General features: G+C 60.7%; 21 protein-coding genes. 12 read left to right on the top strand and 9 right to left on the bottom strand.

Annotation, left to right across the window (positions count from 1 at the left end; genetic code table 11):
* The first annotated feature begins 3 nt into the window (after positions 1-3).
* The gene (locus KZH41_RS14005; protein WP_263275015.1) at positions 4-942 is read left to right on the top strand and encodes a carbohydrate kinase family protein; all 939 of its coding nucleotides are present in this window, start codon (positions 4-6) and stop codon (positions 940-942) included.
* 100 nt (positions 943-1,042) lie between these two features.
* A complete protein-coding gene (locus KZH41_RS14000) occupies positions 1,043-1,312 on the top strand; it encodes a DUF2790 domain-containing protein (protein ID WP_094953617.1) in 270 nt (89 codons plus the stop codon).
* Between the two features lie 96 nt (positions 1,313-1,408).
* Here the strand turns inward: KZH41_RS14000 and KZH41_RS13995 are convergent, their stop codons facing one another.
* The gene (locus tag KZH41_RS13995; RefSeq protein ID WP_094953618.1) at positions 1,409-1,693 is read right to left on the bottom strand and encodes a DUF1652 domain-containing protein; all 285 of its coding nucleotides are present in this window, start codon (positions 1,691-1,693) and stop codon (positions 1,409-1,411) included.
* Between the two features lie 223 nt (positions 1,694-1,916).
* Positions 1,917-2,939, bottom strand: a complete 1,023-nt coding sequence (ilvA, locus tag KZH41_RS13990; RefSeq protein ID WP_263275014.1) for a threonine ammonia-lyase, biosynthetic — start codon at positions 2,937-2,939, stop codon at positions 1,917-1,919.
* A 273-nt stretch (positions 2,940-3,212) separates the two neighbouring features.
* Between ilvA and KZH41_RS13985 the strand changes: the two genes are divergently transcribed.
* The gene (locus tag KZH41_RS13985) at positions 3,213-3,413 is read left to right on the top strand and encodes a ParD-like family protein (protein WP_003190946.1); all 201 of its coding nucleotides are present in this window, start codon (positions 3,213-3,215) and stop codon (positions 3,411-3,413) included.
* A complete protein-coding gene (gene map / locus KZH41_RS13980; RefSeq protein WP_094953620.1) occupies positions 3,413-4,171 on the top strand; it encodes a type I methionyl aminopeptidase in 759 nt (252 codons plus the stop codon). The genes KZH41_RS13985 and map overlap by 1 nt, the downstream gene beginning before the upstream one ends.
* Before the next feature lie 509 nt (positions 4,172-4,680).
* Here map and KZH41_RS13975 read toward each other — a convergent pair.
* Positions 4,681-5,619 carry a magnesium transporter CorA family protein gene (locus tag KZH41_RS13975; protein ID WP_263275013.1) on the bottom strand — a complete coding sequence of 313 codons (939 nt, stop codon included), beginning with the start codon at positions 5,617-5,619 and terminating at the stop codon, positions 4,681-4,683.
* A gap of 6 nt (positions 5,620-5,625) precedes the next feature.
* Complete coding sequence (locus KZH41_RS13970; protein WP_094953807.1) at positions 5,626-7,212, bottom strand: RimK family protein; 1,587 nt, start codon at positions 7,210-7,212, stop codon at positions 5,626-5,628.
* Between the two features lie 94 nt (positions 7,213-7,306).
* Here KZH41_RS13970 and KZH41_RS13965 point away from each other — a divergent pair, with 94 nt between their 5' ends.
* Positions 7,307-8,401 carry a GNAT family N-acetyltransferase/peptidase C39 family protein gene (locus KZH41_RS13965; protein WP_094953806.1) on the top strand — a complete coding sequence of 365 codons (1,095 nt, stop codon included), beginning with the start codon at positions 7,307-7,309 and terminating at the stop codon, positions 8,399-8,401.
* 4 nt (positions 8,402-8,405) lie between these two features.
* Here the strand turns inward: KZH41_RS13965 and sfnG are convergent, their stop codons facing one another.
* Positions 8,406-9,491 carry a dimethylsulfone monooxygenase SfnG gene (gene sfnG, locus KZH41_RS13960; protein ID WP_094953805.1) on the bottom strand — a complete coding sequence of 362 codons (1,086 nt, stop codon included), beginning with the start codon at positions 9,489-9,491 and terminating at the stop codon, positions 8,406-8,408.
* Positions 9,492-9,757: 266 nt separating this feature from the next.
* Between sfnG and KZH41_RS13955 the strand changes: the two genes are divergently transcribed.
* Positions 9,758-10,996: an acyl-CoA dehydrogenase family protein gene (locus KZH41_RS13955; RefSeq protein WP_242155875.1), complete on the top strand. Its 1,239-nt coding sequence runs from the start codon at positions 9,758-9,760 to the stop codon at positions 10,994-10,996.
* A gap of 67 nt (positions 10,997-11,063) precedes the next feature.
* Here KZH41_RS13955 and KZH41_RS13950 read toward each other — a convergent pair whose 3' ends face one another.
* Both KZH41_RS13950 and KZH41_RS13945 read right to left on the bottom strand, forming a co-directional pair.
* Positions 11,064-11,849, bottom strand: coding sequence for a sulfite exporter TauE/SafE family protein (locus KZH41_RS13950; protein ID WP_094953627.1), 786 nt, complete (start codon positions 11,847-11,849; stop codon positions 11,064-11,066).
* A gap of 91 nt (positions 11,850-11,940) precedes the next feature.
* The gene (locus tag KZH41_RS13945; protein WP_263275012.1) at positions 11,941-12,711 is read right to left on the bottom strand and encodes a class I SAM-dependent methyltransferase; all 771 of its coding nucleotides are present in this window, start codon (positions 12,709-12,711) and stop codon (positions 11,941-11,943) included.
* A gap of 137 nt (positions 12,712-12,848) precedes the next feature.
* Between KZH41_RS13945 and KZH41_RS13940 the strand changes: the two genes are divergently transcribed.
* The 3 genes from KZH41_RS13940 to KZH41_RS13930 all read left to right on the top strand — a co-directional run bounded on the left by KZH41_RS13940 (position 12,849) and on the right by KZH41_RS13930 (position 14,662).
* Positions 12,849-13,370, top strand: a complete 522-nt coding sequence (locus KZH41_RS13940) for a DUF3455 domain-containing protein (protein ID WP_263275011.1) — start codon at positions 12,849-12,851, stop codon at positions 13,368-13,370.
* An 84-nt stretch (positions 13,371-13,454) separates the two neighbouring features.
* Positions 13,455-13,985: a sigma-70 family RNA polymerase sigma factor gene (locus KZH41_RS13935; protein WP_263275010.1), complete on the top strand. Its 531-nt coding sequence runs from the start codon at positions 13,455-13,457 to the stop codon at positions 13,983-13,985.
* Positions 13,982-14,662, top strand: coding sequence for an anti-sigma factor domain-containing protein (locus KZH41_RS13930; RefSeq protein WP_242155870.1), 681 nt, complete (start codon positions 13,982-13,984; stop codon positions 14,660-14,662). Before KZH41_RS13935 ends, KZH41_RS13930 begins: the two co-directional genes overlap by 4 nt.
* Here KZH41_RS13930 and KZH41_RS13925 read toward each other — a convergent pair whose 3' ends face one another.
* A complete protein-coding gene (locus KZH41_RS13925; protein ID WP_242155867.1) occupies positions 14,663-15,964 on the bottom strand; it encodes an ATP-binding protein in 1,302 nt (433 codons plus the stop codon). It lies immediately after the preceding gene.
* 3 nt (positions 15,965-15,967) lie between these two features.
* Positions 15,968-16,669: a response regulator transcription factor gene (locus KZH41_RS13920; RefSeq protein WP_094953622.1), complete on the bottom strand. Its 702-nt coding sequence runs from the start codon at positions 16,667-16,669 to the stop codon at positions 15,968-15,970.
* Between the two features lie 286 nt (positions 16,670-16,955).
* On the opposite strand from KZH41_RS13920, the gene KZH41_RS13915 reads away from it, so the two are divergent.
* The 3 genes from KZH41_RS13915 to KZH41_RS13905 all read left to right on the top strand — a co-directional run bounded on the left by KZH41_RS13915 (position 16,956) and on the right by KZH41_RS13905 (position 22,955).
* Positions 16,956-18,110, top strand: a complete 1,155-nt coding sequence (locus KZH41_RS13915) for an efflux RND transporter periplasmic adaptor subunit (RefSeq protein ID WP_094953628.1) — start codon at positions 16,956-16,958, stop codon at positions 18,108-18,110.
* A gap of 6 nt (positions 18,111-18,116) precedes the next feature.
* Positions 18,117-21,206: an efflux RND transporter permease subunit gene (locus KZH41_RS13910; RefSeq protein ID WP_263275009.1), complete on the top strand. Its 3,090-nt coding sequence runs from the start codon at positions 18,117-18,119 to the stop codon at positions 21,204-21,206.
* Positions 21,207-22,313: 1,107 nt separating this feature from the next.
* Complete coding sequence (locus KZH41_RS13905; protein ID WP_094953824.1) at positions 22,314-22,955, top strand: DUF1345 domain-containing protein; 642 nt, start codon at positions 22,314-22,316, stop codon at positions 22,953-22,955.
* Positions 22,956-23,008 lie beyond the last annotated feature (53 nt).

Here is a 23,008-nt window from a genome sequence, read left to right as displayed (position 1 = left end):
ACTATGTATCTGGTGTGTGGCGAAGCGTTGTTTGATTTTTTCAGCGAAGAAGATGCCAGCGGGCAGGCTTCCAAGGTCAATTACAAAGCGATTGCCGGCGGTTCGCCGTTTAACGTGGCGGTGGGTTTGCGCCGCCTGGGCATCGACTCCGCGCTGTTCGGCGGCGTGTCCAACGACTTTCTCGGCCAGCGCTTGTTGCAGGTGCTCAAGGACGAAGGCGTCAGTGAGCAATTTTTGGTCGAGTTCCCCGCGCCGACCACCCTGGCGATGGTCGCGGTGGGCGCCAATGGCTCACCGCAATACAGTTTCCGTGGCGAAGGCTGCGCCGACCGCCTACTGCGGGTTGTGCACTTGCCCACGTTGGGCCAGGAGATTCGCGGGCTGCATGTCGGCTCGTTTTCGCTGGTGGTGCAGCCGATCGGCGACACCCTGCTGAGCCTGGTCAAGCGCGAAAGCGGCAAGCGCCTGATCAGCCTCGACCCCAATGTGCGCTTGAACCCGCAGCCGGATATCCAACTGTGGCGTGACCGCGTGGCCGAGTTGGTCAAGCACGCCGACCTGATCAAAGTCAGCGATGAAGACCTGCACCTGCTCTACCCCGACCAGTCGCCGGAAAGCGTACTGCAAGGCTGGTTGCAGCACCGCTGCGAGTTGGTGTTCCTCACCCGAGGCGGTGACGGCGCTACGGTATTCAGCCGCCAGCACGGCAGTTGGTCGGCACCTGCAGTGAAGGTGGTGATGGCCGATACCGTCGGCGCCGGTGACACCTTCCAGGCCGCGTTGATTGCCTGGCTGACCGAGCAGCAATTGGATTCGGTGGAAGGCCTGCAACAGCTCACGCGCACGCAGATCGACGCCATGCTCGCCTTTGCCATTCGCGCCGCCGCCCTGACCTGCAGCAAGACCGGGCCGGACCTGCCGTATCGCGCCCAACTTGGATGAACGCAACGTTTCATGAAGGTTTTGTCAGCCACGGCAAAATTAATCGATGGTTAATCGCGCGCGCCGAGAGTGAAGGTGTACCCACTTGCGGAGAACCACCATGAAACTGCGCACTTTGATGCTCGGCGGCGCCTTGGCACTGGCAGCCGTTTCGGGCCTGGCCCAGGCCGACACTCAAGCCACGGCGGCCAAACCTGTGCCGTATCGGTACGGCATGCCCTTGAACATAGACAAGGTCATTGCCATGAACGAAACCCAAACCAACGACTGTAAAGTCATCAATGCGGACATCAAGTTCGTCGATAATGCTGGCAAGATCAAAGACGTGGGCTACCTGAAAATGTCCGAAGCCTGTGATTTCCAAAATTGAAGCGTTGGACCAGCACCACAACCAACAACCGAGCCTTATTGGGCCTGGCGTTTACCAGGCCCACCGCTCTTTCGGTGACTCAACCTCACACTGGGCTTAATAATAGCTGCGCCCTGACACTCTTTGCAGAGGTAGCCTCTGCAGAGCAGGTGAATGGGAGTGCTTGAGGTCTTCGCGCAACCCGGCGATCAGGTTGCAAATGGCTCGACTGCTGTCGAGTTTGTCGGCGTTTATACCTTTGACTTCCAAATCCACTCGGTCGCGGTCACGGTCGTCATAGACTTTGATCGTCAACGAAGCATCTTCGGCTTTGGTGCATTCGCACCGTTTAGGCAGGAAACTTCCTTCAATAATGCTGCGAAGTTCTAATTCCGAAAGCATGGCCAACCTCTCCTTTTATGAGACTGCCAACAGATTATTGTGTGCCCGGCAGGCGCCTGCCTGCCACGTCTTACCGACCTTGGAAGACGCTTACAACCCCCAAGCCTACTCGGCAAAATCCGCTCTCGTTGTAACTTTTCCTCATAAGCGACACGCGCAGCTATATAAGTCTGCAGGTTCGGTGTACATCATCGGCGAATAGCATTGATTAAACGTTTATGCACTAAATTGAACATTGCGCTGCGACTCTTTCTGCAACATGTCGCAAACTATCAAAGTTGATATTGGCACCGGAATTCACCGCCACCAGGGTTTGCCCGCGCACGCCGCTTTGCTCGACAAACTGGCGAATGCCCGCGACGGCCAAGGCGCCTGAGGGCTCGGTGATGGAACGCGTGTCGTCGTAGATCAGCTTGATGGCGCTGCACAATTGGTCGTTGCTGACGGTGATGACTTCATCGACCCAGTCGCGGCAGATCTCAAAACCATAGGCGCCGACCTGCGCCACGGCGGTGCCGTCGGCAAACCCATCGACACTGGGCAGCACCACCCGCTCGCCCGCGCGCAGCGCTGCCAACAGGCAACTGGAACCTTCGGGCTCGACACCGACGATGCGCACCTCGGGCCGCAGGTATTTAACGTACGCCGCGATCCCGGCGATTAAGCCACCGCCGCCCACCGGTACAAAGATCGCGTCCAACGGGCCTTGTTGCTGGCGCAGTATTTCCATTGCCACGGTGCCTTGGCCGGCGATCACGTCCGGGTCATCAAAGGGTGAAACGAAGGTACAACCCGAGGTCTGGGCCAGTTGCAACGCGTGGGCCAGGGCAAACGGAAAGCTCTCGCCATGCAACACGGCCTCGGCACCGCGCGAACGCACGCCCAGCACCTTCAACTCCGGCGTACTGCATGGCATGACGATCCGCGCCTTGATCCCCAACTCCCGCGCCGCCAGCGCTACACCCTGCGCATGGTTGCCCGCCGACGCCGTCACCACGCCAAGCGCTCTTTGCTCGGCAGTGAGCTGCACCAACGTGTTGTAAGCGCCGCGAATCTTGAAGGAGAACGTCGGCTGCAAGTCTTCGCGCTTGAGCAATATCTGATTGCCCAGCAGTACCGACAACGCCGGTGCCACCTGTAACGGTGTGCGCACCGCCAGGTCGTAGACCGGCGCAGCGAGGATCTTCTTCACGTAGTGCTCAAGCAGGCCCGGGTCGGCGGTGTGGGGCGCGGTGCAGGTGCTCATGGGTGTCTCCTGGCTTTGTATAAATGGCCCTGGAGACGGAAAAACAAAACCCGCCTCTAGGGCGGGTTTGGGTGCAGCCGTGTGCTATCCCGCCAAATGAGGAATGGCGGTAATAATGCTTGGCTGGCTGCGCAAGGTTTGAAAGGTCATGCCGCGAAATTAACCGGCGGTCACCGGGCAAGTCAATGGCCGCCCGCCATTTAGCCGGCGGGGGTTTACTAGCGATATACGAAACGTATACGCTTTGTATATCCATTTAACACAGTGAACCTCATGGGCATCGTCAAGATCACCGACCAACTGCACGAACAGCTTCGCCTGGCCAGCGCCGCCATGGACCGCTCCATCAACGCCCAGGCCGAGTTCTGGATCAAGATCGGCCTGCTCGCCGAACTCAACCCGCACCTGCCCTACAACGAGCTGATCAACAAGCTATTGCTGGACAAGCCCGACCTGATCCGGGGGCGCAGCTGATGATCAAGACTGCCGCGCAACTGGCTGTGATGCGTGAATCCGGGCGCCTGCTGGCCCAGGTATTCACGATGCTCGACGGCTTTGTCGTCGCCGGCCGCTCCACCCTGGAACTGGACGCCGCCGTCGAAGCTTTCATCCGCAACGACTTGAAGGCCCGCCCGGCGAGCCTTGGGCAATACGACTATCCCTTTTGCATCAACACCTCGATCAACGAGGTGGTGTGCCATGGCATGCCCAGCGCCAAGGACGTGCTTAAGGACGGCGACATCATCAACATCGACATCACCCTGGAAAGAGGCGGCTTTATCGCCGACTCCAGCAAGATGTACATGATCGGCAACGTGGCGCCCAAAGCGCAGCGCCTGGTGGAAAAGACCTTCGAGGCCATGTGGGCCGGCATTCGCCAAGTCAGGCCCGGCGCACGCCTGGGTGACATCGGGCATGCGATCCAGAGCCATGCGCAGGCCAATGGCTACAGCGTGGTACGTGAGTATTGCGGCCACGGTATTGGCCGTGAGATGCATGAAGAGCCACAGGTCCTGCACTTCGGCCGCCCCGGCACCGGGCTGGAACTGCGTGAAGGCATGGTGTTTACCATTGAGCCGATGCTGAACCAGGGCAGCGCCAAGGTGCGCGACTTGAAGGATGGCTGGACGGTGGTGACCAAGGACAACAGTTTGTCGGCGCAATGGGAGCACACCGTGGCGGTGACGGCGGACGGGTTTGAGGTGCTGACCTTGCAGCAGGTAATGGGTTGAGCATTGTCGATGTGCAGGCGGGTGCTGCGGGCATATCTGCTATTTGGGTGATGGCTGAAATGGGTTGTGCCTGATAGAGCGAGGTGCCTGCATCGCAGGCAAGCCAGCTCCCACATTTGGAGCTCAGTACATCAGAAAGAGAGTGCGCTGCTGTGCTTCTGCCCTGCTTTTGCTTCAACCACTCAGGTCGGCTACTAGGCCGCCGTGCTCTTGCTTTTGATCTTGATCTTAGGCGCCCCGTTAACCACGATGGCCGAACGCAGGCTTGAATCCGTGGGTAACCCGGCAGGACGCCGGGTTAGCCGCGATGGGCCAAGGATGGCCCATGGCGGCGGCCCACGGATTCAAGCCGGAGTGAGGGCATGCCGAGCCTAGGCGAGGCACCGAGTGGTGGGGCAAGAGCCCTTTTGGTTACTTTTGGGGCTCTTTTCCAAAAGTGACCCGCCGTAAGGGCGGAACCCTAAGCAGCCGTTACCGCAGCAACGGATATATACTTACATCACCTCAAATCACACTACACTCGCCCCACCCGCAATCCGCTTCAACCCCAACACCATCAACCCCGCCCCCAACGCCATCGCCGACATCAGCAGCGGATACGACACCCACCAAGGCGTCCCCGCCGTCATCATGCTGAACTCCGACATCCCACCCACACTGGCAATCAAATTAAGCGGCAAAAACACCACATTGATCAGCGTCAACTTACGCAACAGATTATTCATGCTGTTGTTCATCAAGTTCCCACGCGCATCGATCAACCCGGAAAACACATTGGAGTAGATCTCCGCCTGCTTGTAGCACTGGTGATTCTCGATGATCAAATCATCGATCACCCCCAAAATCTCAGCACTGAAATGCTCCTTTTCCGCGTGGTTACGCAGCCGCGAAAGCACCGCGCCGTTGCTGTGCAGCGCATTGATGTAATAGATCAAACTCTCGCTGAGGCTGAACATCTGCATCAAGTGATGGTTGCTCATCGACGCGTTGAACTGCTGTTGCAACTCCCGCGCAACCAGCTTGATCACCTTAAGGTGGCCCAAGTAGTGATGAATGTTATTGAGCAACAAGTCGAGCAACACATCCAGCGGTGTGTGCAGCGGCCGGCGTGCGCCGAGCCCAGACAGCGGGGTTTCATCAGTGGCGATCACCAACAGGCGATCCTGGGAAAACAACAGGCCGCAGGACGACACCTCAAACACCAGATTGCCGCCGCCGGAATAGTTTTCCGGGCGCTTCCAGATCAGGAACAGGTTATCGGGGTGAAACTCGATACGTGACACCTCATCCGGGTCCAGCGCCGAGGCCAGGGCATGCTCATCCAGCTTGTGGTGGTCGCGCAGCCACTCACGCTCTGCAAGGTCGGGGTTGTTGAACAGCATGATCGGGGCATCTTCGCTCTCCCCACTGCGCAACTTCCCACCGGAGAACTCAAAGCGCTGGATCATCGCGCGTCACCACACCTGGCCTTGACGCTTCAACTCCAGGCGCCGCACAAACTCCTCCAGCACCAGGGCATACAGGTCGTCTTGCAGGTAGGCGTCTTCGATGCCGGCGTCCATATTGGGGTTGTCGTTGACCTCGATCACCACCACTTTGTCGCCGGACTGTTTGAGGTCGACCCCGTAGAGGCCGTCGCCGATCAAGTTGGCAGTCTTCACCGCCAGTTCCACCACCGCCTTGGGCGCTTCGTGGACCGCCAGGGTGCGGCATTCGCCGTTGATGTCCTGGCCGATGGCCTTGTGGTTGTAGATCTGCCAATGGCCCTTGGACATGAAGTACTGGCAGGCAAAGATCGGCTTGCGGTTGAGTACGCCGATGCGCCAGTCGTACTCGGTGTAGAAGAATTCCTGGGCCAGCAACAGCACCGAATGTTCGAACAACTCGGCGGTGGCCTTGAGCAACGCCTCCTGGCTTTCCACCTTGATCACGCCCCGGGAGAAACAGCCGTCGGGGATCTTCAATACCAGCGGGAAGCCCAGGCGCTCGCCGACCCGCTCGAAATCTTCCGGTCGTTCCTTGTACAGAATTTCGGTGGCGGGCATGCCCAGTTGGTGGCTGTTGAGCAGGTCGGTGAGGTAGACCTTATTGGTGCAGCGCAGGATTGACGCCGGGTCGTCCATCACCACCAGGCCTTCACTTTCGGCCTTTTTGGCGAAGCGGTAAGTGTGGTTGTCGACGCTGGTGGTCTCGCGGATCAGCAAAGCGTCGTATTCGGCGAGGCGCGAATAATCCTTGCGTTCGATCAGTTCCACATCAATGCCCAAGCCCTTGCCGACCCGCACGAAGTTTTCCAGGGCGCGGGCGTTGGATGGCGGCAGTTGCTCCTGGGGATCGTGCAAAATCGCCAGGTCGTAACGGGCCAACCGGCGTGAGCGCGGTTGGCGCCAGATCTTACGGCTGAAGTTGTCGAGGGCGTGGGCGAACTGGTCTTCCTGGTCGTCGCGCAACTTATGCAATACGCCGGATTTGACCCCTTCGATGTGCCAGCCGTTATTCTTGCGAAACTCAACTAACAGAATCGGGCACGGGAAGGTTTCAAACAACTGACGGGCCAACTCCTGCAACGGTTCTATATTGGTTCGGCCAAAGTAAAGCGTCAGGGTAAAGCCTTCGGTATTGCTGTAAAGGTGATGGCTCAAGGCTTTATCGAGGGTTTTATCCAGGTCATCCAGCGACAAGCCATACAACGACTTCTTGGTCAGTTCGCTGATGGTACGCACCGATGGAATCACCTTGTGCCCACGCGCCTCGGCCAGCAGCGAGCAGTAGTAACCGTGCCCCAGGTACTTGTAGCTGCGGCACAGGTTGATCACCTGTACACGCTTGCCCGTCTCGTTCTCGCGGGTTTGCTCCAGGTACTCCTGGGCGGTGACGATGTCTTCGCTGGGAAAGTAGGAGGCCCAATCTTCCTTGCGTTCGACAATGATCACGACTTGGCTGGAACCTTTGAGGGGAGGCGAAAAATAACCCTTGGAAGTTATTGTCGCCGCGACTGTTTGCTCGGATACTTCACGCCAATGACTTTGTACCGCCGACATAATATTTGATCCGCTTTAGAGAACTCGACCTTTTCTATTAAGCACGATCTTTTAGAGAAGTCCCGTTTCGTTACGCAACTTTTACGGCGGTCATATGGCTCTTTCCTTTCGCGTTGCAACACCCGCTGACGTGCCCGAATTGGTGGCACTGGAACAGCACTGCTTCACCACCGACCGGCTGTCGCCACGCAGTTTTCAGTGGATGGTCAGCCGCGCCCATGGCCAGTTGCTGGTCGCTGAAAATGACGACGGTTTGCTCGGTTATGCGCTGGTGCTGTTCCATCGCGGTACTTCACTGGCGCGGCTGTATTCCATCGCCATCGCCGAGCACGCACGCGGCATGGGCCTGGGCAAACAGTTGCTCGCGCGCATCGAGGCTTGCGCCGTGGCCCACGATTGCGCCTACCTGCGCCTCGAAGTACGCACCGACAACCCCGGCGCCCTGGCCCTGTATGAGCGCAATGGTTACCGGCGCTTTGCGCTGATCAACGACTACTACGAAGACCACGCCCCGGCCCTGCGCCTTGAAAAACGCATCGTCCAGCACCAGGACGCGCGCCCGCAAAGCGTGCCGTATTACCAGCAGACCACCGACTTCACCTGTGGCGCCGCGTGCCTGCTGATGGCCATGGGCGCGCTGGTGCCTGCGCGTGTGGCTGGTCGGCGCGAGGAGCTGCAAATCTGGCGTGAAGCGACCACCGTGTTCATGACCGCAGGCCACGGTGGCTGCAGCCCGCAGGGCCTGGCACTGGCGGCGTGGCGCCGGGGCTTTCGCGTACGTATGCAGGTGAATGTGCGCGGGCCGCTGTTTCTGGATGGCGTGCGTGACCAGCATAAAAAGGACGTCATGCGCCTGGTGCACGAGGCGTTTGAGGAAGAACTGACGGGCAGCGACGTCGAGCAGGTGCTTGGCGGCGCGCTGGATTTACCTCAGGTACTGCGCGATGGCGGGCAGCCGCTGGTGCTGATCAGCAGCTACCGGCTGACCCGCTCCAAGTCGCCGCACTGGGTGATGGTCACCGATTGCGACGACGACTTCGTCTACCTGCACGACCCGGATGTGGACCACAGCCAGCACCGCCAGCCCCTGGACTGCCAGCACTTGCCGGTCAGCCATGGGGAGTTCGAACGCATGTGCCGGTTTGGCAACAACAAGCTGCGCGCGGCCGTCGTGCTCTTCACTCGGTAAAGGCTCAGGCCACCTGCTTGATGCCGGCCTTGGCTTCCAGCTCGCGCACCAGCGGCAGTACGCGTTTGCCGAAGTACTCGACTTCCTCCTGGAAGTGCAGGAAGCCCGCCAGCACCAGGTCCACGCCGACGGCCTTGAGCGCAACAATGCGCTCGGCAATCTGTTGCGGCGTGCCGATCAGGTTGGTCTTAAAGCCGTCGTTGTACTGCACCAGGTCTTCAAAGCTGGATTTAGCCCAGTTGCCCTCGCCTTCCGGTGAGGCTTTGCCGGCCTGCTTGGCCGCGTCACCAAAGGCATTCACGGCTTCCGGGTCGGCCTTGTCGATGATCTCGGCGAGCACGGCGCGGGCTTCTTCCTCGGTGTCGCGGGCGATCACAAAGGCGTTCACGCCAACTTTGACCGAATGGTTATTCGCCGCCGCCTTGGCGCGAATATCATCGACCTGGGCCTTGATGCCTTCCGGCGTGTTGCCATTGGTGAAGTACCAGTCTGACACCCGCGCGGCCATGTCCCGCGCCGCTCGCGAGCTGCCGCCCTGGAACACTTCCGGCTGGCCCAGTGGCTTAGGCTTGAGGGTGTAATGGTTGAACCGGTAGAAGTCGCCTTTGAAGGTGAAATCGTCCTGGGTCCAGATGCCTTTCAGCGCGCGGATAAACTCCTCGGAACGCCGATAACGCTCATCGTGTTCCAGCCAGTGTTCACCGATCGCCTGGAATTCGCCCTTGAACCAACCGCTGACGATATTCACCGCAATGCGACCGTTGGTGAGCTGGTCGATGGTTGCCAGTTGCTTGGCCGCCAGCGCCGGCTGCCACGGGCCGGGCAGGATCGCCGCAATCACTTTGAGCGTGGTGGTCGCCGCCAGCAATGCATGGCTGAATGCCACGGATTCATGCTGGTTTTCCGCGCCGTAACCTGCGGTGAAGCGGATCTGCGTCAGCCCATATTCAAAGCCGGCCGCTTCGGCCAGCTGTGCCAGTTTGCGGTTGTAGTCGATGCCCCAATGGGTGCGTTGCTCGATCTTGCTCACCACCAGCCCACCGCTGACGTTGGGCACCCAATAGGCAAATTTCACTGCTTGCTGACTCATCTGGGAGTACCTCGCACAAAGGGATGTACCCAGTGCTTGAGCAGCAAGCGTGCCAGGCAGCGGCAAAAGCCCGGCGCAAAGGCGTTGGCGACTTAGAACCGATGTTCAGCGGCGCTGGCTTGAATGTCGTGGATCGTGCCGGTTTGTCGGTTTGCTGTTGCCGGGGCAACAGTTGTACGTATCCAGGCGCCGTAAACACGGGCCCCGGTGCCCGGCACGGACTGTGCAATCGGCTACCTATTGATCACTGCCCAGGAGCCGTCCCCATGACCGAGCAACACGTCATCAACCCACTGTCCACCGGCGTCGACTACCCCACGTTGGCCGCACGCTTTCGGCCGATCTTCCAGCGCATTGCCGAGGGTGCCGTAGAGCGCGAGCACAGCCGCACCCTGCCCTACGAGCCGATCCAGTGGCTCAAGCAAGCTGGTTTTGGCGCGGTGCGGGTGCCGGTGGAATACGGCGGCGGCGGCGCGTCGTTGCCACAGCTGTTCGAACTGCTGATTGAACTGGCGGCCGCCGACTCCAACGTGCCGCAGGCCTTGCGCGGGCATTTCGCCTTTGCCGAGGACCGCCTGAATGCGCCACCGAGCGCCGGCCGTGAGCGGTGGTTCAAGCGCTTTGTCGATGGCGATATCGTCGGCTGCGCCTGGACTGAAATCGGCAACGTGGCCATCGGTGATGTGGTCACCCAGGTCAGCCCCGACGGTGACCGATGGAAGCTCAACGGTGAAAAGTTCTACAGCACCGGCAGTCTTTTCTCCGACTGGATCGACGTGTATGCGCAGCGCAGTGACACCGGTGGAAATGTGATCGCCGCCACCCGCACGCGCCAGCCTGGCGTGGTGCAAAGCGATGATTGGGACGGCTTTGGCCAGCGCACCACGGGCAGCGGCACTACGCGCTTTACCGATGCGGAGGTGGAAGCGGAAAACGTGATCGACTTTGCCACCCGTTTCAAATACCAGACCGCTTTTTACCAGCTGGTGTTGCTGGCAAGCCTGGCCGGGATTGGCCGCGCGGCGCTCAACGATGTGGCGCATCAGGTGCGTAATCGCACGCGTATTTACAGCCATGGCAATGCCGCGCATGTCAGTCAGGATGCGCAGGTTCAACAGGTGGTGGGTGACGTGGCGGCATTGGTGTATGCCGCCGAGGCCAGTGCGTTGAAAGCTGCGGTGCCGGCGCAACGGGCGTACTTGGCACGGTTTGGTGGGGATGACGTAGCGGAGCGTGAAGCGAATGTGGCGGCCGAGATTGAATCGGCGACGGCGCAGGTGGTGGTGTCGGGGTTGGTTCAGCGGGCTACCACTGAGTTGTTTAATGCGCTGGGGGCGTCGGATGTGCGCCAGGGCAAGGCGCTTGACCGGCATTGGCGGAATGCGCGGACGGTGTCTTCGCATAATCCGGTGATCTACAAGGCGCGGATTGTGGGGGATTGGGTGATCAATGGGGCGGAGCCGCCGTTTGTGTGGCAGATCGGGAATGGGCCGGGCAAGGGGTAGGATTTATCACGACCGGGTACATATCCATTGCTGCGGTAACGGATATGTACTCAATCCAGGCGAAAAATCAAAACGCCAACTTATACCCAATACCCATCAACATAACCGCCAGACACGGCCGCAACACACCATCCGGCACCTTGCCGGTCATATGACTGCCCAGATAAATCCCAGGCAACGACCCCATCAGCAAAAACCCCAACAGATGCCAGTCCATATTCCCCATGCTGGCATGCCCCAATCCCGCCACCAGCGTCAACGGCACCGCGTGGGCAATCTCCGTCCCAACCAACCGCCGCGTAGCCAGAAACGGATACAGGATAAACAGCGCAACCGTCCCCAGCGCACCCGCGCCGATAGACGTCAGCGCAACCATGGTCCCTAGCACCGCCCCGGTCACCACCGTCAACGCGTTCAAATTACGCGGGGTCATGTGATAGTCATCACCCGCATGACGCTGGGCAAAAGCCAACAAACTTTTCTTGAACAGAATCGCCAGCGCCGTCAGCAGCAACACAAAACCCAGAGCCTGCTTGATCACCGCGTTCATGGCACTGGGATCAGTGTGCAGGCTTGCGAGGAACCACAGCGTCAGCAGCACCGCCGGCACACTGCCCAACGTCAGCCAGCCGGTGATGGTCCAGTCGATGTTCTTATTCTTGCTGTGCACCAGCACGCCACCGGACTTGGTTATAGCCGCATACAACAAGTCAGTGCCCACGGCGGTGGCCGGGTTGATGCCGAACCACAACAGGATCGGCGTCATCAAAGAGCCACCACCGACACCGGTCATGCCCACGATAAAACCAACGATCAGGCCCGCAATTACAAAACCAACATTACCCACATCCATTACAGCTACCTGCGGCCTTATAAATTTCTGGCCGCAGGATAGCGATTTTTCTTATAACGACTTATATCAATATGATCTGACTTTATGCCTTTTACGCCAGCCGATGACAGACATAGGCCTGGGTCTGATACGGAAAAGCCACCGTGTCGCGCCCGCGCAACGCCGGGTGGGTTTCGATCAACGCCTGCAATTGCGCAGTGACCGTGGCTTTTTGCGCCGCTGGCAGCGCCGCGATAAAGCTCACCGAGAGGAAACGATCCATGATCACCTCCTGCGGACTGCCAACATGTTGATACGCAAAAGTGGTCATTTCGGGCGCAGTAAAGTACTCCCCCGTAAAGGCTTCGCGCCAACGACCGGAGTGAAAGCGCGGCGTGTCGCCCTCGTACGGCGTGATGATGTCGGTAATGGCCGCGACCCAGTCCACCGACTCATCGCGCACATTCCACACCAGCCCCAGCCGCCCGCCCGGTTTGAGCACCCGGTGGATTTCCGTCAGCGCCGCCTCGGTGGAGAACCAATGGAAGGCTTGCGCGCACACCACCGCATCGGCGACGGCGGTTTGCAACGGAATGGATTCGGCGGTGCCATTGACCAGGCGCACATCCGGCAACAGTTTACTCAACTGCGCGCCCATGGCTTGCACCGGCTCGACGGCGATTAACGCAGGCGCCAGAGTGTTGAGTAAACGGGTGAACTTGCCGGTGCCGGCGCCCAGGTCGATCACCGTCGAGTGCGCGTCGATGTGCAGCGCCTCGGTCAGCCAGCCGGTGAGTTGTCGTGGATAGTCGGGTCGGCCCTGGGCGTAGGTGACGGCTTGGGTAGAGAAACCCTGTTGAGCAGACGTGTGGACACCAGTCATTGCCAATCTCTCCTCGGGTATAGCGGGGCGACAGTGTGTGCCCTTGCGCGTTTATTTTCTAATCACTGCATCCAATCGTGCGCGTCCCGGGTAGTGCTTACAGTTGTCCCGCTGTTTTACTCAATGGAGAAACACCGATGAACGCTAAAGCACTGTTCTGCCTGACCGCCCTGCTGGCCGCTGCGCCAACGGCTTTCGCCCAGACCGGCTTGCCCGACAGCATCAAGGTGCCGGATGGGCACAAGGTGGCGCTGGAGACCACCGGCGTCGGCGAAATCACCTACGAATGCCGCGACAAAGCCAACGCCGCCGGCCAGACCGAATGGACCTTCGTTGGCCCCAAAGCCGTACTCAACGATCGCAGCGGCAAGCCCGTCGGCACTTACTTCGGCCCGCCGGCCACCTGGCAGGCCAATGACGGCTCGAAAATCACCGGCACTCAACTGGCCGTGGCGCCGTCGAGTGCGGGCAACCTGCCCTATCAGTTGGTCAAGGCCAACCCCGCCGAAGGCAAAGGCGCGATGAGTGGCGTCAGTTACGTCCAGCGGGTCGCGCTTCAAGGAGGTGTAGCGCCGAGTACCGAATGCACCACCGCCAACAAGGGCAAGCAAGAGAGGGTGAAGTACCAGGCCGACTACATTTTCTGGGCGGCCAACTGAGCAATTTCAGCTACGCTGCTGAGCTAGCGCCCCGCCCTCTGGGTCGGGGCATTGGTTTTGTTCTTGCTGCGGAAAACAGTGTCCTTGCCCAAAACCACTTTTGATTACGAAGCCTGTTTGGGCGCTTGTGCCCGTGGCGACCAACGCGCCCTGCGCCGACTGTATGAGCACGACAGCAGCCGACTGCTCGGCGTGGCCATGCGTATCGCCCGGGACAGAGCCCTGGCCGAAGACATCGTGCATGATGCGTTTATCAAGATCTGGCGCGGCGCCGGCAGTTTCGACCCCAACCGTGGTTCGGCGCGTGGCTGGGTGTTCAGCGTAACTCGGCACTTGGCATTGAATGGGGTGCGCAACCATCACCGCGAAGTGGCGTTGGGCGAAGAACATGAATACGTTGCAGCCGCCGACGACAGCTTTGAATTCACCGCGCGCTCAGGGCAGATTCAGCACTGCCTGGAACAACTCGACCCGGCCCGTCGCCGTTGCGTACTCCACGCGTATGTCGACGGCTATTCCCACAGCGAAATCGCGCAGAAACTGGACACCCCACTGGGGACTGTCAAAGCCTGGATCAAACGTAGCCTCGCCGCGCTGCGGGAGTGCATGGCATGAGCAACCCATTGGACGAACTGGCCGGCGAATACGTGCTGGGCACCCTGCCCTTTGAGCAACGCGCCGAGGTTGAACAGCGCTTGCCCCAGGATGCCGAGTTGCGCGCGGCGGTGGATGCCTGGGAGCAGCGCCTGTTGCCGTTGACGGCATTGGCCGAACCGGTGCCACCCTCCGCCCAGCTATGGCAGCGCATCGAGCGCACTGTCGCACCCGCCCCCGCCAACACCCAAACCCCGTGGTGGAACCTGCTCGCACTCTGGCGTGGCCTGGCCGGTGCCGGGCTGGTCACCACGTTAGTATTGGCAGCACTGCTGCTGACGCGCCCGCCAACCGCTGAACCGACCTTTGTGGTGGTGCTGGTAGCGCCACAAAGCCAGGCGCCAGGCTGGGTGATCCAAGCCAGCAATACTCAGCAGATCCAGCTGATTCCATTGGGTGTGATGCAAGTGCCTGCCGACAAGGCCCTGCAATTCTGGACCAAGGGCGATGGCTGGCAAGGCCCTGTATCGCTGGGGTTGGTCAAGCCCGGCCAGACGTTGTCGGTGCCGCTGGACAAACTGCCGCCACTGGCGCCAAACCAGCTGTTCGAGCTGACCCTGGAAGATCTACAGGGCTCACCGACCGGCAAACCGACCGGGCCGATCCAGGCAATCGGCCGTGCCGTCAAAGTGCTCTGATCAGCCGACGCTGGGCAGCCACAGCCGAAACCGCGCCCCACCCAGGGGCGAGGCCAGGGCCGTCAAGCTGCCGCCCTGGGCTTCCATCGCGCGCCGGCTGATGGCCAGGCCGAGGCCGAAGCCGCCGGTGGCGCGGTCGCGGCTGCGGTCCAGGCGATAAAAGGGTTCGAAAATGCGCTCACGCTGGTCCACGGGAATGCCGATGCCATCGTCATCCACCCAGATTTCACAGCCGTTGGCACACACCTTGACGCCCACTTGGATGCGCTTGTCGCAGTAGCGCGTGGCGTTGCGCAGCAGGTTCTGCAACGCGCGGGCGGTGAGGCGCGGGTCGAGGCTGAAGCGCTCCACGGCGCAGTCGAGCGCCACGTCGATGACAATCTCGGGGTTTTCCAGCTCGTCATCGACGCTGCCAAGCACGCTGTCGATAAACTCGTCGAGCACCACATCTACGCGCTCCGGCAGTTGCGCCGGGTTTTGCAGGCGGCTGTAGGAGAGCAATTCCAGCACCAGCTCATCCAGCTCACGGATGTGCGCCACCAGGCTTTGCAGGCGCTCGCGGCTGGCCGGCGGCAAGTCTTCGGACAACGCCAGGGCCAGGCCGAAATCCAGGCGAGTCAGCGGCGTACGCAGTTCATGGGAAACCGCGTTGAGCAGGTCACGCTGCTGGTTGAGCAGGCGCTCGATGTCGTCGGCCATGGTGTCGAATACCGATGCCAGGCTGCCGATGTTGGAGCTGGCAGGAATACGCGTGCGCTCGGCCAGGTTGCCCTTGCCCAATTGCGCGGCGGTGGTTTTCAGGCGTTCCAGGTCACGCCAGTGCGGGCGCAGCCAGAACAGCAGGCAGGCCAGCAGCGCAGCGCCGATCAGCACGTTCATCGACCAGTACAACAGGTTCATGTCCAGCGGGTCTGGCGGGATGGTCAGCTTGACCGCGAATTGCTGGTTGATCGGCGAGCTGATTTCTTCCATCCAGCCCCACTCGCCCAGGCGGATCACCGGCTTGCCGTGTTCCAGCAGTTGTTCTTCTTCAGGGGTGTAGCTCGCATCCTGGCGCAGCAGCAGTTGCACTTTCAGCGGCGCAAAGTCGCGGCTCAGTTGGTCAGTGACCTGGGACCAACGCTCCACCGGCGCGCGCAGGTATTGCTTGACGATGAGCTTTTGCAGGCCGCGGGTTTGCTCGACGTTGTAGTTCAGGTAACGGTGTTCGAACACCTGGATCACCAATTTGGGGATCAGGTAGATCGCCGCACTGTAGGTGACGATGGTGATCAGGTAGAGGCGCAGCAGGACACGAAACATGGATCAGCATTCCCACTCGGAACGGCTGAACAAGTAGCCCTTGCCCCACACGGTCTTGATTTTGCGCGCTTCACCGGCGTGGTCATCGAACTTGCGGCGCAGCTTGGAGATGGCCACGTCTACCGAACGGTCGGTGCCGTTGAACTCGATACCGCGCAGGCGTTGCAGGATTTGGTCGCGGCTAAGCACTTCACCGGCATGCCGAGCCAACACCACCAGCAGGTTGTATTCACCGCTGGACAACTCCACCGCCTGCTCGCGCCAGGTCACGGTGCGTTCCGACAGGTCAATGCACAGGTTGCCCATGACGATCTGGTCATTAGCCACCTGGGGTTCGGACAGGCTGCTGCGGCGCAGCAAGGTGCGCACACGGGCCAGCAGCACGCGCGGCTCGCAGGGTTTGGTCACATAGTCGTCGGCGCCCATTTCCAGGCCCAGCACCTGATCGTGGCTGTCATCGCGTGCGGTGAGCATCAGGATCGGCAAGCCCGCCGAGTCGGTGCGCAACAGGCGGCACACTTGCAGACCGTCGAGGCCGGGCAGCATCAGGTCGAGAATCACCAGGTCCGGTGGGTTCAGACGCGCTCGTTCACGTACGTGGTCGCCACGGCTGAGCACGCTGACGTGGTAGCCATTGCGTTCCAGGTAGCTGGCAATCAGCTCGGAGAGTGCGGCGTCGTCTTCCACCAGGAGGATATTGGGCATGGTGTTTCCAGATAATACGGTTCGTCGGCTGTAGCCAGACCCTTGTGGGAGTGGGCTTGCTCGCGAAAACGATGGTTCAGTTGGCAGACTTATGGCTGATACAGCGCTTTCGCGAGCAAGCCCGCTCCCACATTTGATCTTTGCTGTTTGCAGGATTGTGCAAGGATATACGCCCTCAGGCGACTGTGGGTCGCACCTTACATTTCTTCACAGACGAGCTACACAGCTTCACAGCACCACGACGCAGGTGTCTTTAGGATGCGCCAGTCAATATTGGGATATGAGCATGTCGAAGAATCTGTTTGCGCCGTTTTGCCTGCTGGCACTGACACTCGCCCTCAGCGCGTGTGGCCCATCGGCGGACGAAGCGCCGGAAACGCCCCTGGCTAAGGTCCGCATCGAAACCCTTGAGGCCAAGCCCCTCTCCATCACCAGCGAACTGAGCGGGCGTATCGCCGCGCCGCGCATTGCCGAAGTGCGCGCACGGGTCGCAGGCGTAGTGATGCAGCGCGTGTTCAAGGAAGGCCACGACGTGAAACAGGGCGACGTGCTGTTCCGTATCGACCCGGCGCCATTCAAAGCCGACCTCGACAGCGCCCAGGCCAACCTGAGCAAGGCCCAGGCCAACGCCTTCCAGGCACGCCTGCAAGAGCAGCGTTACAGCCAGTTGGTCGAAGGCAACGCCATCAGCGGCCAGGACTACGACAACGCCCGCGCCGCCGTGCGCCAGACCAATGCTGAGGTGGCCGCGAACAAAGCCGCCGTCGAGCGCGCCAAGCTCAACCTGGGCTACGCCACCGTGACCGCGCCGATTTCCGGGCGTATCGGCCGGGCGTTAGTGACCGAGGGCGCGCTGGTCGGCCAGAACGAGGCCACGCCGCTGGCAATCATCCAGCAACTGGACCCGATTCACGCTGACCTCACCCAGTCCACCCGCGAACTCAACGACCTGCGCCGCGCCTTCCGGGCCGGCAGCTTGAAACAGGTCGGCCAGGACCAGGCCAAGGCCACGCTGATCGAGGACGACGGCAGCCTGTACCCGCTGCCGGGCAAGTTGCTGTTTGCCGAAATCAGCGTGGACCCCGGCACCGGGCAAATCATCCTGCGCAGCGAATTCCCCAACCCAGACCTCGACCTGTTGCCCGGCAGCTTTGTGCGCGTACGCCTGGAACAGGCCGTGGATAAACAAGGCATCAGCGTGCCGCAACGCGCTATCACCCGCGACAGCGCCGGTATCCCGATGGTGCTGCTGTTAGACGCCGAACACACCGTGAGCCTGCAACCGGTGGAGCTGGGTGCGGTGATTGAGGATCGCTGGATCGTCAGCAGCGGCCTCAAGCCCGGTGACCGCATCGTCGTCGAAGGCATGCAACACGCGCGCCCCGGTGAAAAAGTCGAGGTGGATAACAGTCCAGCCTCCGGCCAGCCAGTCAAGGAATAACCCGCCATGCCGCAGTTCTTTATTGATCGCCCGATCTTTGCCTGGGTGGTCGCCCTGTTTATCCTGCTGGCCGGCGCGCTCGCCATCCCGCAGCTGCCGGTGGCCCAGTACCCCGACGTCGCCCCTCCGAAGGTGGAAATCTACGCGGTGTACCCGGGCGCCTCGGCCCAGACGCTGGACGAAAGCGTGGTCAGCCTGATCGAGCAAGAACTCAACGGCGCCGACCACCTGCTGTATTTCGAATCCCAGAGCAGCCTGGGTTCGGCCACCATTACCGCGACGTTCCAGCCGGGCACCAACCCGGAAATGGCCCAGGTCGATGTGCAGAACCGCCTCAAAGCGGTAGAGCCGCGCCTGCCGCAGGCGGTGACCCAGCAAGGCTTACAGGTGGAGAAGGTGTCCGCCGGCTTCCTGCTGCTGGTCACCCTCACCTCCACCGACGGCAAGCTCGATGCCGTAGCGCTCAGCGATTACCTGGCGCGCAACGTGATGAACGAGCTCAAGCGCCTGGACGGTGTGGGCAAGGCGCAGCTGTATGGGGCCGAGCGCGCCATGCGTATCTGGATCGACCCGCAGAAACTGATTGGCTTCAACCTCACGCCGGCTGACGTCAACGCCGCGATCAGCGCGCAGAACGCCCAGGTTTCGGCAGGCAGCATTGGTGATTTGCCAGGCACCAAAACCCAGGAAATCACCGCCGCGATCCTGGTCAAGGGCCAGCTGTCGACCCCGGCGGAATTCGCCGACATCGTGCTCAAGGCCAACCCGGACGGCTCCACCGTGCGCGTCGGCGATGTGGCACGGGTGGAAATCGGCAGCCAGGAGTACCAGTTCTCCACGCGCCTGAACGGTAAGCCGTCCACCGCCGTCAGTGTGCAACTTGCGCCGGGGGCCAACGCGTTGAACACCGCCACCCTGGTGCGGGCGAAGATGGACGAGCTGTCGCGCTACCTCCCGGCCAACGTGGAGTACAAAATTCCGTACGACACCTCGCCATTCGTCAAAGTCTCGATCACCAAGGTGGTCTACACCTTGCTCGAGGCCATGGCGCTGGTGTTTGCGGTGATGTTCCTGTTCCTGCAAAACGTGCGCTACACCTTGATCCCAACGTTGGTGGTGCCGATTGCACTGATGGGCACCTTCGCCACCATGCTGTTGCTGGGGTTCTCGATCAACGTGCTGACCATGTTCGGCATGGTGTTGGCCATCGGTATCCTGGTGGACGACGCGATTGTGGTGGTGGAAAACGTCGAGCGCATCATGGTCACCGAGGGCCTGTCGCCCAAGGACGCGACGAAGAAGGCCATGGGCCAGATTACCGGTGCCATCGTCGGTATTACCCTGGTGCTGGTGGCGGTGTTTCTGCCGATGGCGTTCATGCCGGGTTCGGTGGGAGTGATCTACCAGCAGTTCTCCCTGTCGATGGCCACCTCGATCCTGTTCTCGGCGTTCCTCGCCCTGACCTTGACCCCGGCCCTGTGCGCCACCTTGCTCAAACCGATTGCCAAGGGCGAGCACCATGCCAAGGGCGGTTTCTTCGGCTGGTTCAACACACGCTTTGAACGCCTCACTGACCGCTACGAAGGCTGGGTGGCCTATGCCCTCAAGCGCAGCGGGCGTTACCTGTTGATCTATCTGGTGCTGCTGGTGGGCCTGGGTTGGATGTTCAGCCGCCTGCCCTCCTCGTTCCTGCCGGTGGAAGACCAGGGTTACACCATCACCGATATCCAACTGCCGCCGGGTGCAAGCAAGAACCGCACGGTGCAGGTGGCCGAGCAGATCGAGGCGCATAACGCCGAGGAGCCCGGGGTGGGTGACACCACCATGATCATGGGCTTCAGTTTCTCTGGTTCCGGGCAGAACGCGGCGTTGGCGTTTACCACGTTGAAGGATTGGTCGGAACGCGGCAGCGATGACTCCGCCGCATCGATTGCCGACCGCGCCAACGAAGCCTTCAGCGAACTCAAGGATGCGATTGCCTACGCGATCCTGCCGCCGCCGGTAGACGGCCTGGGCACGTCCAGCGGCTTCGAATTCCGCCTGCAGGACCGTGCTGGGGTCGGCCATGCCGCGTTGATGACTGCGCGTACCGAGTTGCTAGCCGCCGCCGAAAAAAGCCCGATCCTGGCCAACGTGCGCGAAAGCGCCCTGGCCGAGGCGCCGCAAGTGCAGCTGGAAGTGGACCGCAAGCAGGCCAACGCGCTGGGCGTGTCGTTTGCCGATGTGGGCAATGTGCTGTCCTCGGCCATTGGCTCAGCGTATGTCAACGACTTCCCCAACCAGGGCCGCATGCAGCGGGTGGTGGTACAGGCTGAAGGCGACCAGCGCAGCCAGGTGGCGGACTTGATGAAGATCAACGTGCGCAACAATGCTGGGAAAATGGTGCCGCTGTCGGCGTTTGTCGAAGCCAAATGGACCCAGGGCCCGGCGCAGTTGACGCGCTACAACGGCTACCCCGCCATCGCCATCAGCGGCGAGGCGGCGCCGGGGCACAGTACGGGTGAGGCCATGGAGGAGATCCAGCGTCTGGTCAGCCAACTGCCGGCGGGCCTGGGGCAGGAATGGACCGGGTTGTCGCTGCAGGAACGCTTGTCCGGCTCCCAGGCACCGTTGCTGTTGGGCCTGTCGCTGCTGATCGTGTTTCTGTGCCTGGCGGCGCTGTATGAAAGCTGGTCGATCCCGACGTCGGTGTTGCTGGTGGTGCCGCTGGGCGTACTCGGCGCCGTGGTGGCCGTGAGCTTGCGTGGTATGCCTAATGACGTGTTCTTCAAGGTTGGCTTGATCACCATCATCGGTTTGTCGGCGAAGAACGCGATTTTGATCATCGAGTTTGCCAAGGACTTGTATGACCAGGGCGAAGACCTGATCGACGCCACCTTAAAAGCCGCGCGCCTGCGCCTGCGGCCGATCATCATGACGTCGCTGGCGTTTATCCTCGGCGTGGTGCCGTTGGCGATTGCCACCGGTGCCAGCTCGGCCAGCCAGCAGGCGATTGGTACCGGGGTGATCGGCGGGATGATCACCGCCACACTGGCGGTGGTGTTTGTGCCGGTGTTCTTTGTGGTGGTCATGAAGCTGGTGCGCAAGAAACCCTAAGTGGCGGGCGGGCCCGTTGTTATCAGCGGGCTTGCCACAACAGGCGTAGGTATCGACGCAAGTCTTTGTGTTGCTCTGAGGTTGTGACGGGGGTTTGTAGATTGAGTGCATATCCGTTGCTGCGGTCACGGCTGGTTAGGGTTCCGCCCTTACGGCGGGTCACTTTGGAAAAGCCCCAAAGTAACCAAAGGGCTCTTGCCCCACCACTCGGCACCTCGCTCACGCTTCGGTGTGCCCTCACGCAGGCTTTGGACCGTGGGCCGCCGCCATGGGCCATCCTTGGCCCATCGCGGCTAAACCGGCGTCCTGCCGGTTTACCCACGCTCCAAAGCCTGCGTTCGGCCAGCGTGGTTTAACGGGGCGCCTCAGATCAAGATCAAAAGCAAAAGCACGGCGGCCTAGTAGCCGACCTGAGTGGTTGAAGCAAAAGCAGGGCAACAGCACAGCAACACCCTATCTAGCTGATGTAATGAGATCCCAATGTGGGAGCGGCGGTGCGACGACTCGACTTGCTCGCGAATGCGGTGGGTCAGTTACACATGAGCTGGCTGACCCACCGCATTCGCGAGCAAGCCCGCTCCCACAGTTTTGACCGAGTTCGACTGTCAGCACCGCAGTGCTCTGCTTTTCTGTGGGAGCTGGCTTGCCTGCGATGGCATCAACTCGATGTACTTGATGGACCGAGGTGTCTGCATCGCAGGCAAGCCAGCTCCCACAGTTGATTGAGTATCAGCTTCCACTATCAGGTCGGCTGTCAGGCCGCCTCGGCTTTGCTTTTGATCTAACCACTCAGGTCGGCTACTAGGCCGCCGTGCTCTTGCTTTTGATCTTAGGCGCCCCGTTAAACCACGCTGGCCGCACGCCGAGCCTAAGCGAGGTGCCGAATGGTGGGGCAAGAGCCCTTTGGTTACTTTTGGCTGGGCCGGCATTCCGGGCTCTTTTCCAAAAGTGACCCGCTGTAAGAGCAGAACCCATATCAGCCATCACCCAAATAACGGATATGCTCCCAGCGCCCCCGTGAAAATCCAGGCCAACAGGCTCACCCCAGCAAGTTAGCCTCTGGAGAATGCGCTATGGTGCTCACAACATCCTCTGTTGTGAGCACCTATGGCCTTCCTTGCCCGCACCCACCCTCGCCTCTCATCCGCCGCCGTGCTCGGCCTTGCCGTGGGCATTCTGGCGCCTGCCGATACGCTGATCAGCAAGGTCCTCATCGGCTGGAACGCCGGGGTGTGGACCTACCTGCTGCTGATGGTGTGGCTGGCGACCCGCGCCCGCGCCGACGACGTAAAACGCATCGCCGAAGTCGAGGATGAAAACGCAGGCCTGGTGCTGTTTATGGTGTGCATCGCAGCGATTGCGAGCCTGGCGACCATCACGGTCAACCTGGTAGGCAGCAAGGACCTGGACAGTACGGCGCGCCTGCTGCATTACGGTTTTACCGGCATGACCGTGATCGGTTCATGGTTGCTGACGGGGGTGATTTTCAGCGTGCACTACGCGCGGCTTTTTTATACCTGGGAAGGTGACGAGCCAGCGCTGCGCTTTGCCGAAGGCTTGCGCAACCCCAACTATTGGGACTTTCTGTACTTCTCGTTCACCATCGGCGTGGCGGTGCAAACGGCGGATGTGGGGGTGGCCACGCGCAGTTTGCGCAAAGTCGTGCTGGGCCAGTCGTTGATCGGGTTCCTGTTCAATACCGCAATTCTGGGTTTCTCGATCAACATTGCCGCAGGGTTGTTCAGCTAGGCCGGCGTACAGATCTGGCAGGCAAAAAAATGGGAAGCCGAGGCTTCCCATTT

This window comes from Pseudomonas sp. YeP6b, assembly GCF_025642995.1.
GTDB lineage: Bacteria > Pseudomonadota > Gammaproteobacteria > Pseudomonadales > Pseudomonadaceae > Aquipseudomonas.
This window is presented reverse-complemented; position numbering and strand designations above follow the sequence as displayed.

What these genes read in the sequence shown, in the direction of transcription:
- KZH41_RS13905 (WP_094953824.1), top strand. Translation starts at nt 22,314, where the DNA reads ATGGCCTTCCTTGCCCGCACCCACCCTCGCCTCTCATCCGCCGCCGTG.
- KZH41_RS13940 (WP_263275011.1), top strand. Translation starts at nt 12,849, where the DNA reads ATGAACGCTAAAGCACTGTTCTGCCTGACCGCCCTGCTGGCCGCTGCG.
- map (WP_094953620.1), top strand. Translation starts at nt 3,413, where the DNA reads ATGATCAAGACTGCCGCGCAACTGGCTGTGATGCGTGAATCCGGGCGC.
- KZH41_RS13975 (WP_263275013.1), bottom strand. Translation starts at nt 5,619, where the DNA reads ATGATCCAGCGCTTTGAGTTCTCCGGTGGGAAGTTGCGCAGTGGGGAG.
- KZH41_RS13945 (WP_263275012.1), bottom strand. Translation starts at nt 12,711, where the DNA reads ATGACTGGTGTCCACACGTCTGCTCAACAGGGTTTCTCTACCCAAGCC.
- KZH41_RS13925 (WP_242155867.1), bottom strand. Translation starts at nt 15,964, where the DNA reads ATGTTTCGTGTCCTGCTGCGCCTCTACCTGATCACCATCGTCACCTAC.
- KZH41_RS13995 (WP_094953618.1), bottom strand. Translation starts at nt 1,693, where the DNA reads ATGCTTTCGGAATTAGAACTTCGCAGCATTATTGAAGGAAGTTTCCTG.
- KZH41_RS13915 (WP_094953628.1), top strand. Translation starts at nt 16,956, where the DNA reads ATGTCGAAGAATCTGTTTGCGCCGTTTTGCCTGCTGGCACTGACACTC.
- sfnG (WP_094953805.1), bottom strand. Translation starts at nt 9,491, where the DNA reads ATGAGTCAGCAAGCAGTGAAATTTGCCTATTGGGTGCCCAACGTCAGC.
- KZH41_RS14000 (WP_094953617.1), top strand. Translation starts at nt 1,043, where the DNA reads ATGAAACTGCGCACTTTGATGCTCGGCGGCGCCTTGGCACTGGCAGCC.
- KZH41_RS13970 (WP_094953807.1), bottom strand. Translation starts at nt 7,212, where the DNA reads ATGTCGGCGGTACAAAGTCATTGGCGTGAAGTATCCGAGCAAACAGTC.
- ilvA (WP_263275014.1), bottom strand. Translation starts at nt 2,939, where the DNA reads ATGAGCACCTGCACCGCGCCCCACACCGCCGACCCGGGCCTGCTTGAG.
- KZH41_RS13920 (WP_094953622.1), bottom strand. Translation starts at nt 16,669, where the DNA reads ATGCCCAATATCCTCCTGGTGGAAGACGACGCCGCACTCTCCGAGCTG.
- KZH41_RS13910 (WP_263275009.1), top strand. Translation starts at nt 18,117, where the DNA reads ATGCCGCAGTTCTTTATTGATCGCCCGATCTTTGCCTGGGTGGTCGCC.
- KZH41_RS13950 (WP_094953627.1), bottom strand. Translation starts at nt 11,849, where the DNA reads ATGGATGTGGGTAATGTTGGTTTTGTAATTGCGGGCCTGATCGTTGGT.
- KZH41_RS13955 (WP_242155875.1), top strand. Translation starts at nt 9,758, where the DNA reads ATGACCGAGCAACACGTCATCAACCCACTGTCCACCGGCGTCGACTAC.
- KZH41_RS13965 (WP_094953806.1), top strand. Translation starts at nt 7,307, where the DNA reads ATGGCTCTTTCCTTTCGCGTTGCAACACCCGCTGACGTGCCCGAATTG.
- KZH41_RS13930 (WP_242155870.1), top strand. Translation starts at nt 13,982, where the DNA reads ATGAGCAACCCATTGGACGAACTGGCCGGCGAATACGTGCTGGGCACC.
- KZH41_RS13985 (WP_003190946.1), top strand. Translation starts at nt 3,213, where the DNA reads ATGGGCATCGTCAAGATCACCGACCAACTGCACGAACAGCTTCGCCTG.
- KZH41_RS14005 (WP_263275015.1), top strand. Translation starts at nt 4, where the DNA reads ATGTATCTGGTGTGTGGCGAAGCGTTGTTTGATTTTTTCAGCGAAGAA.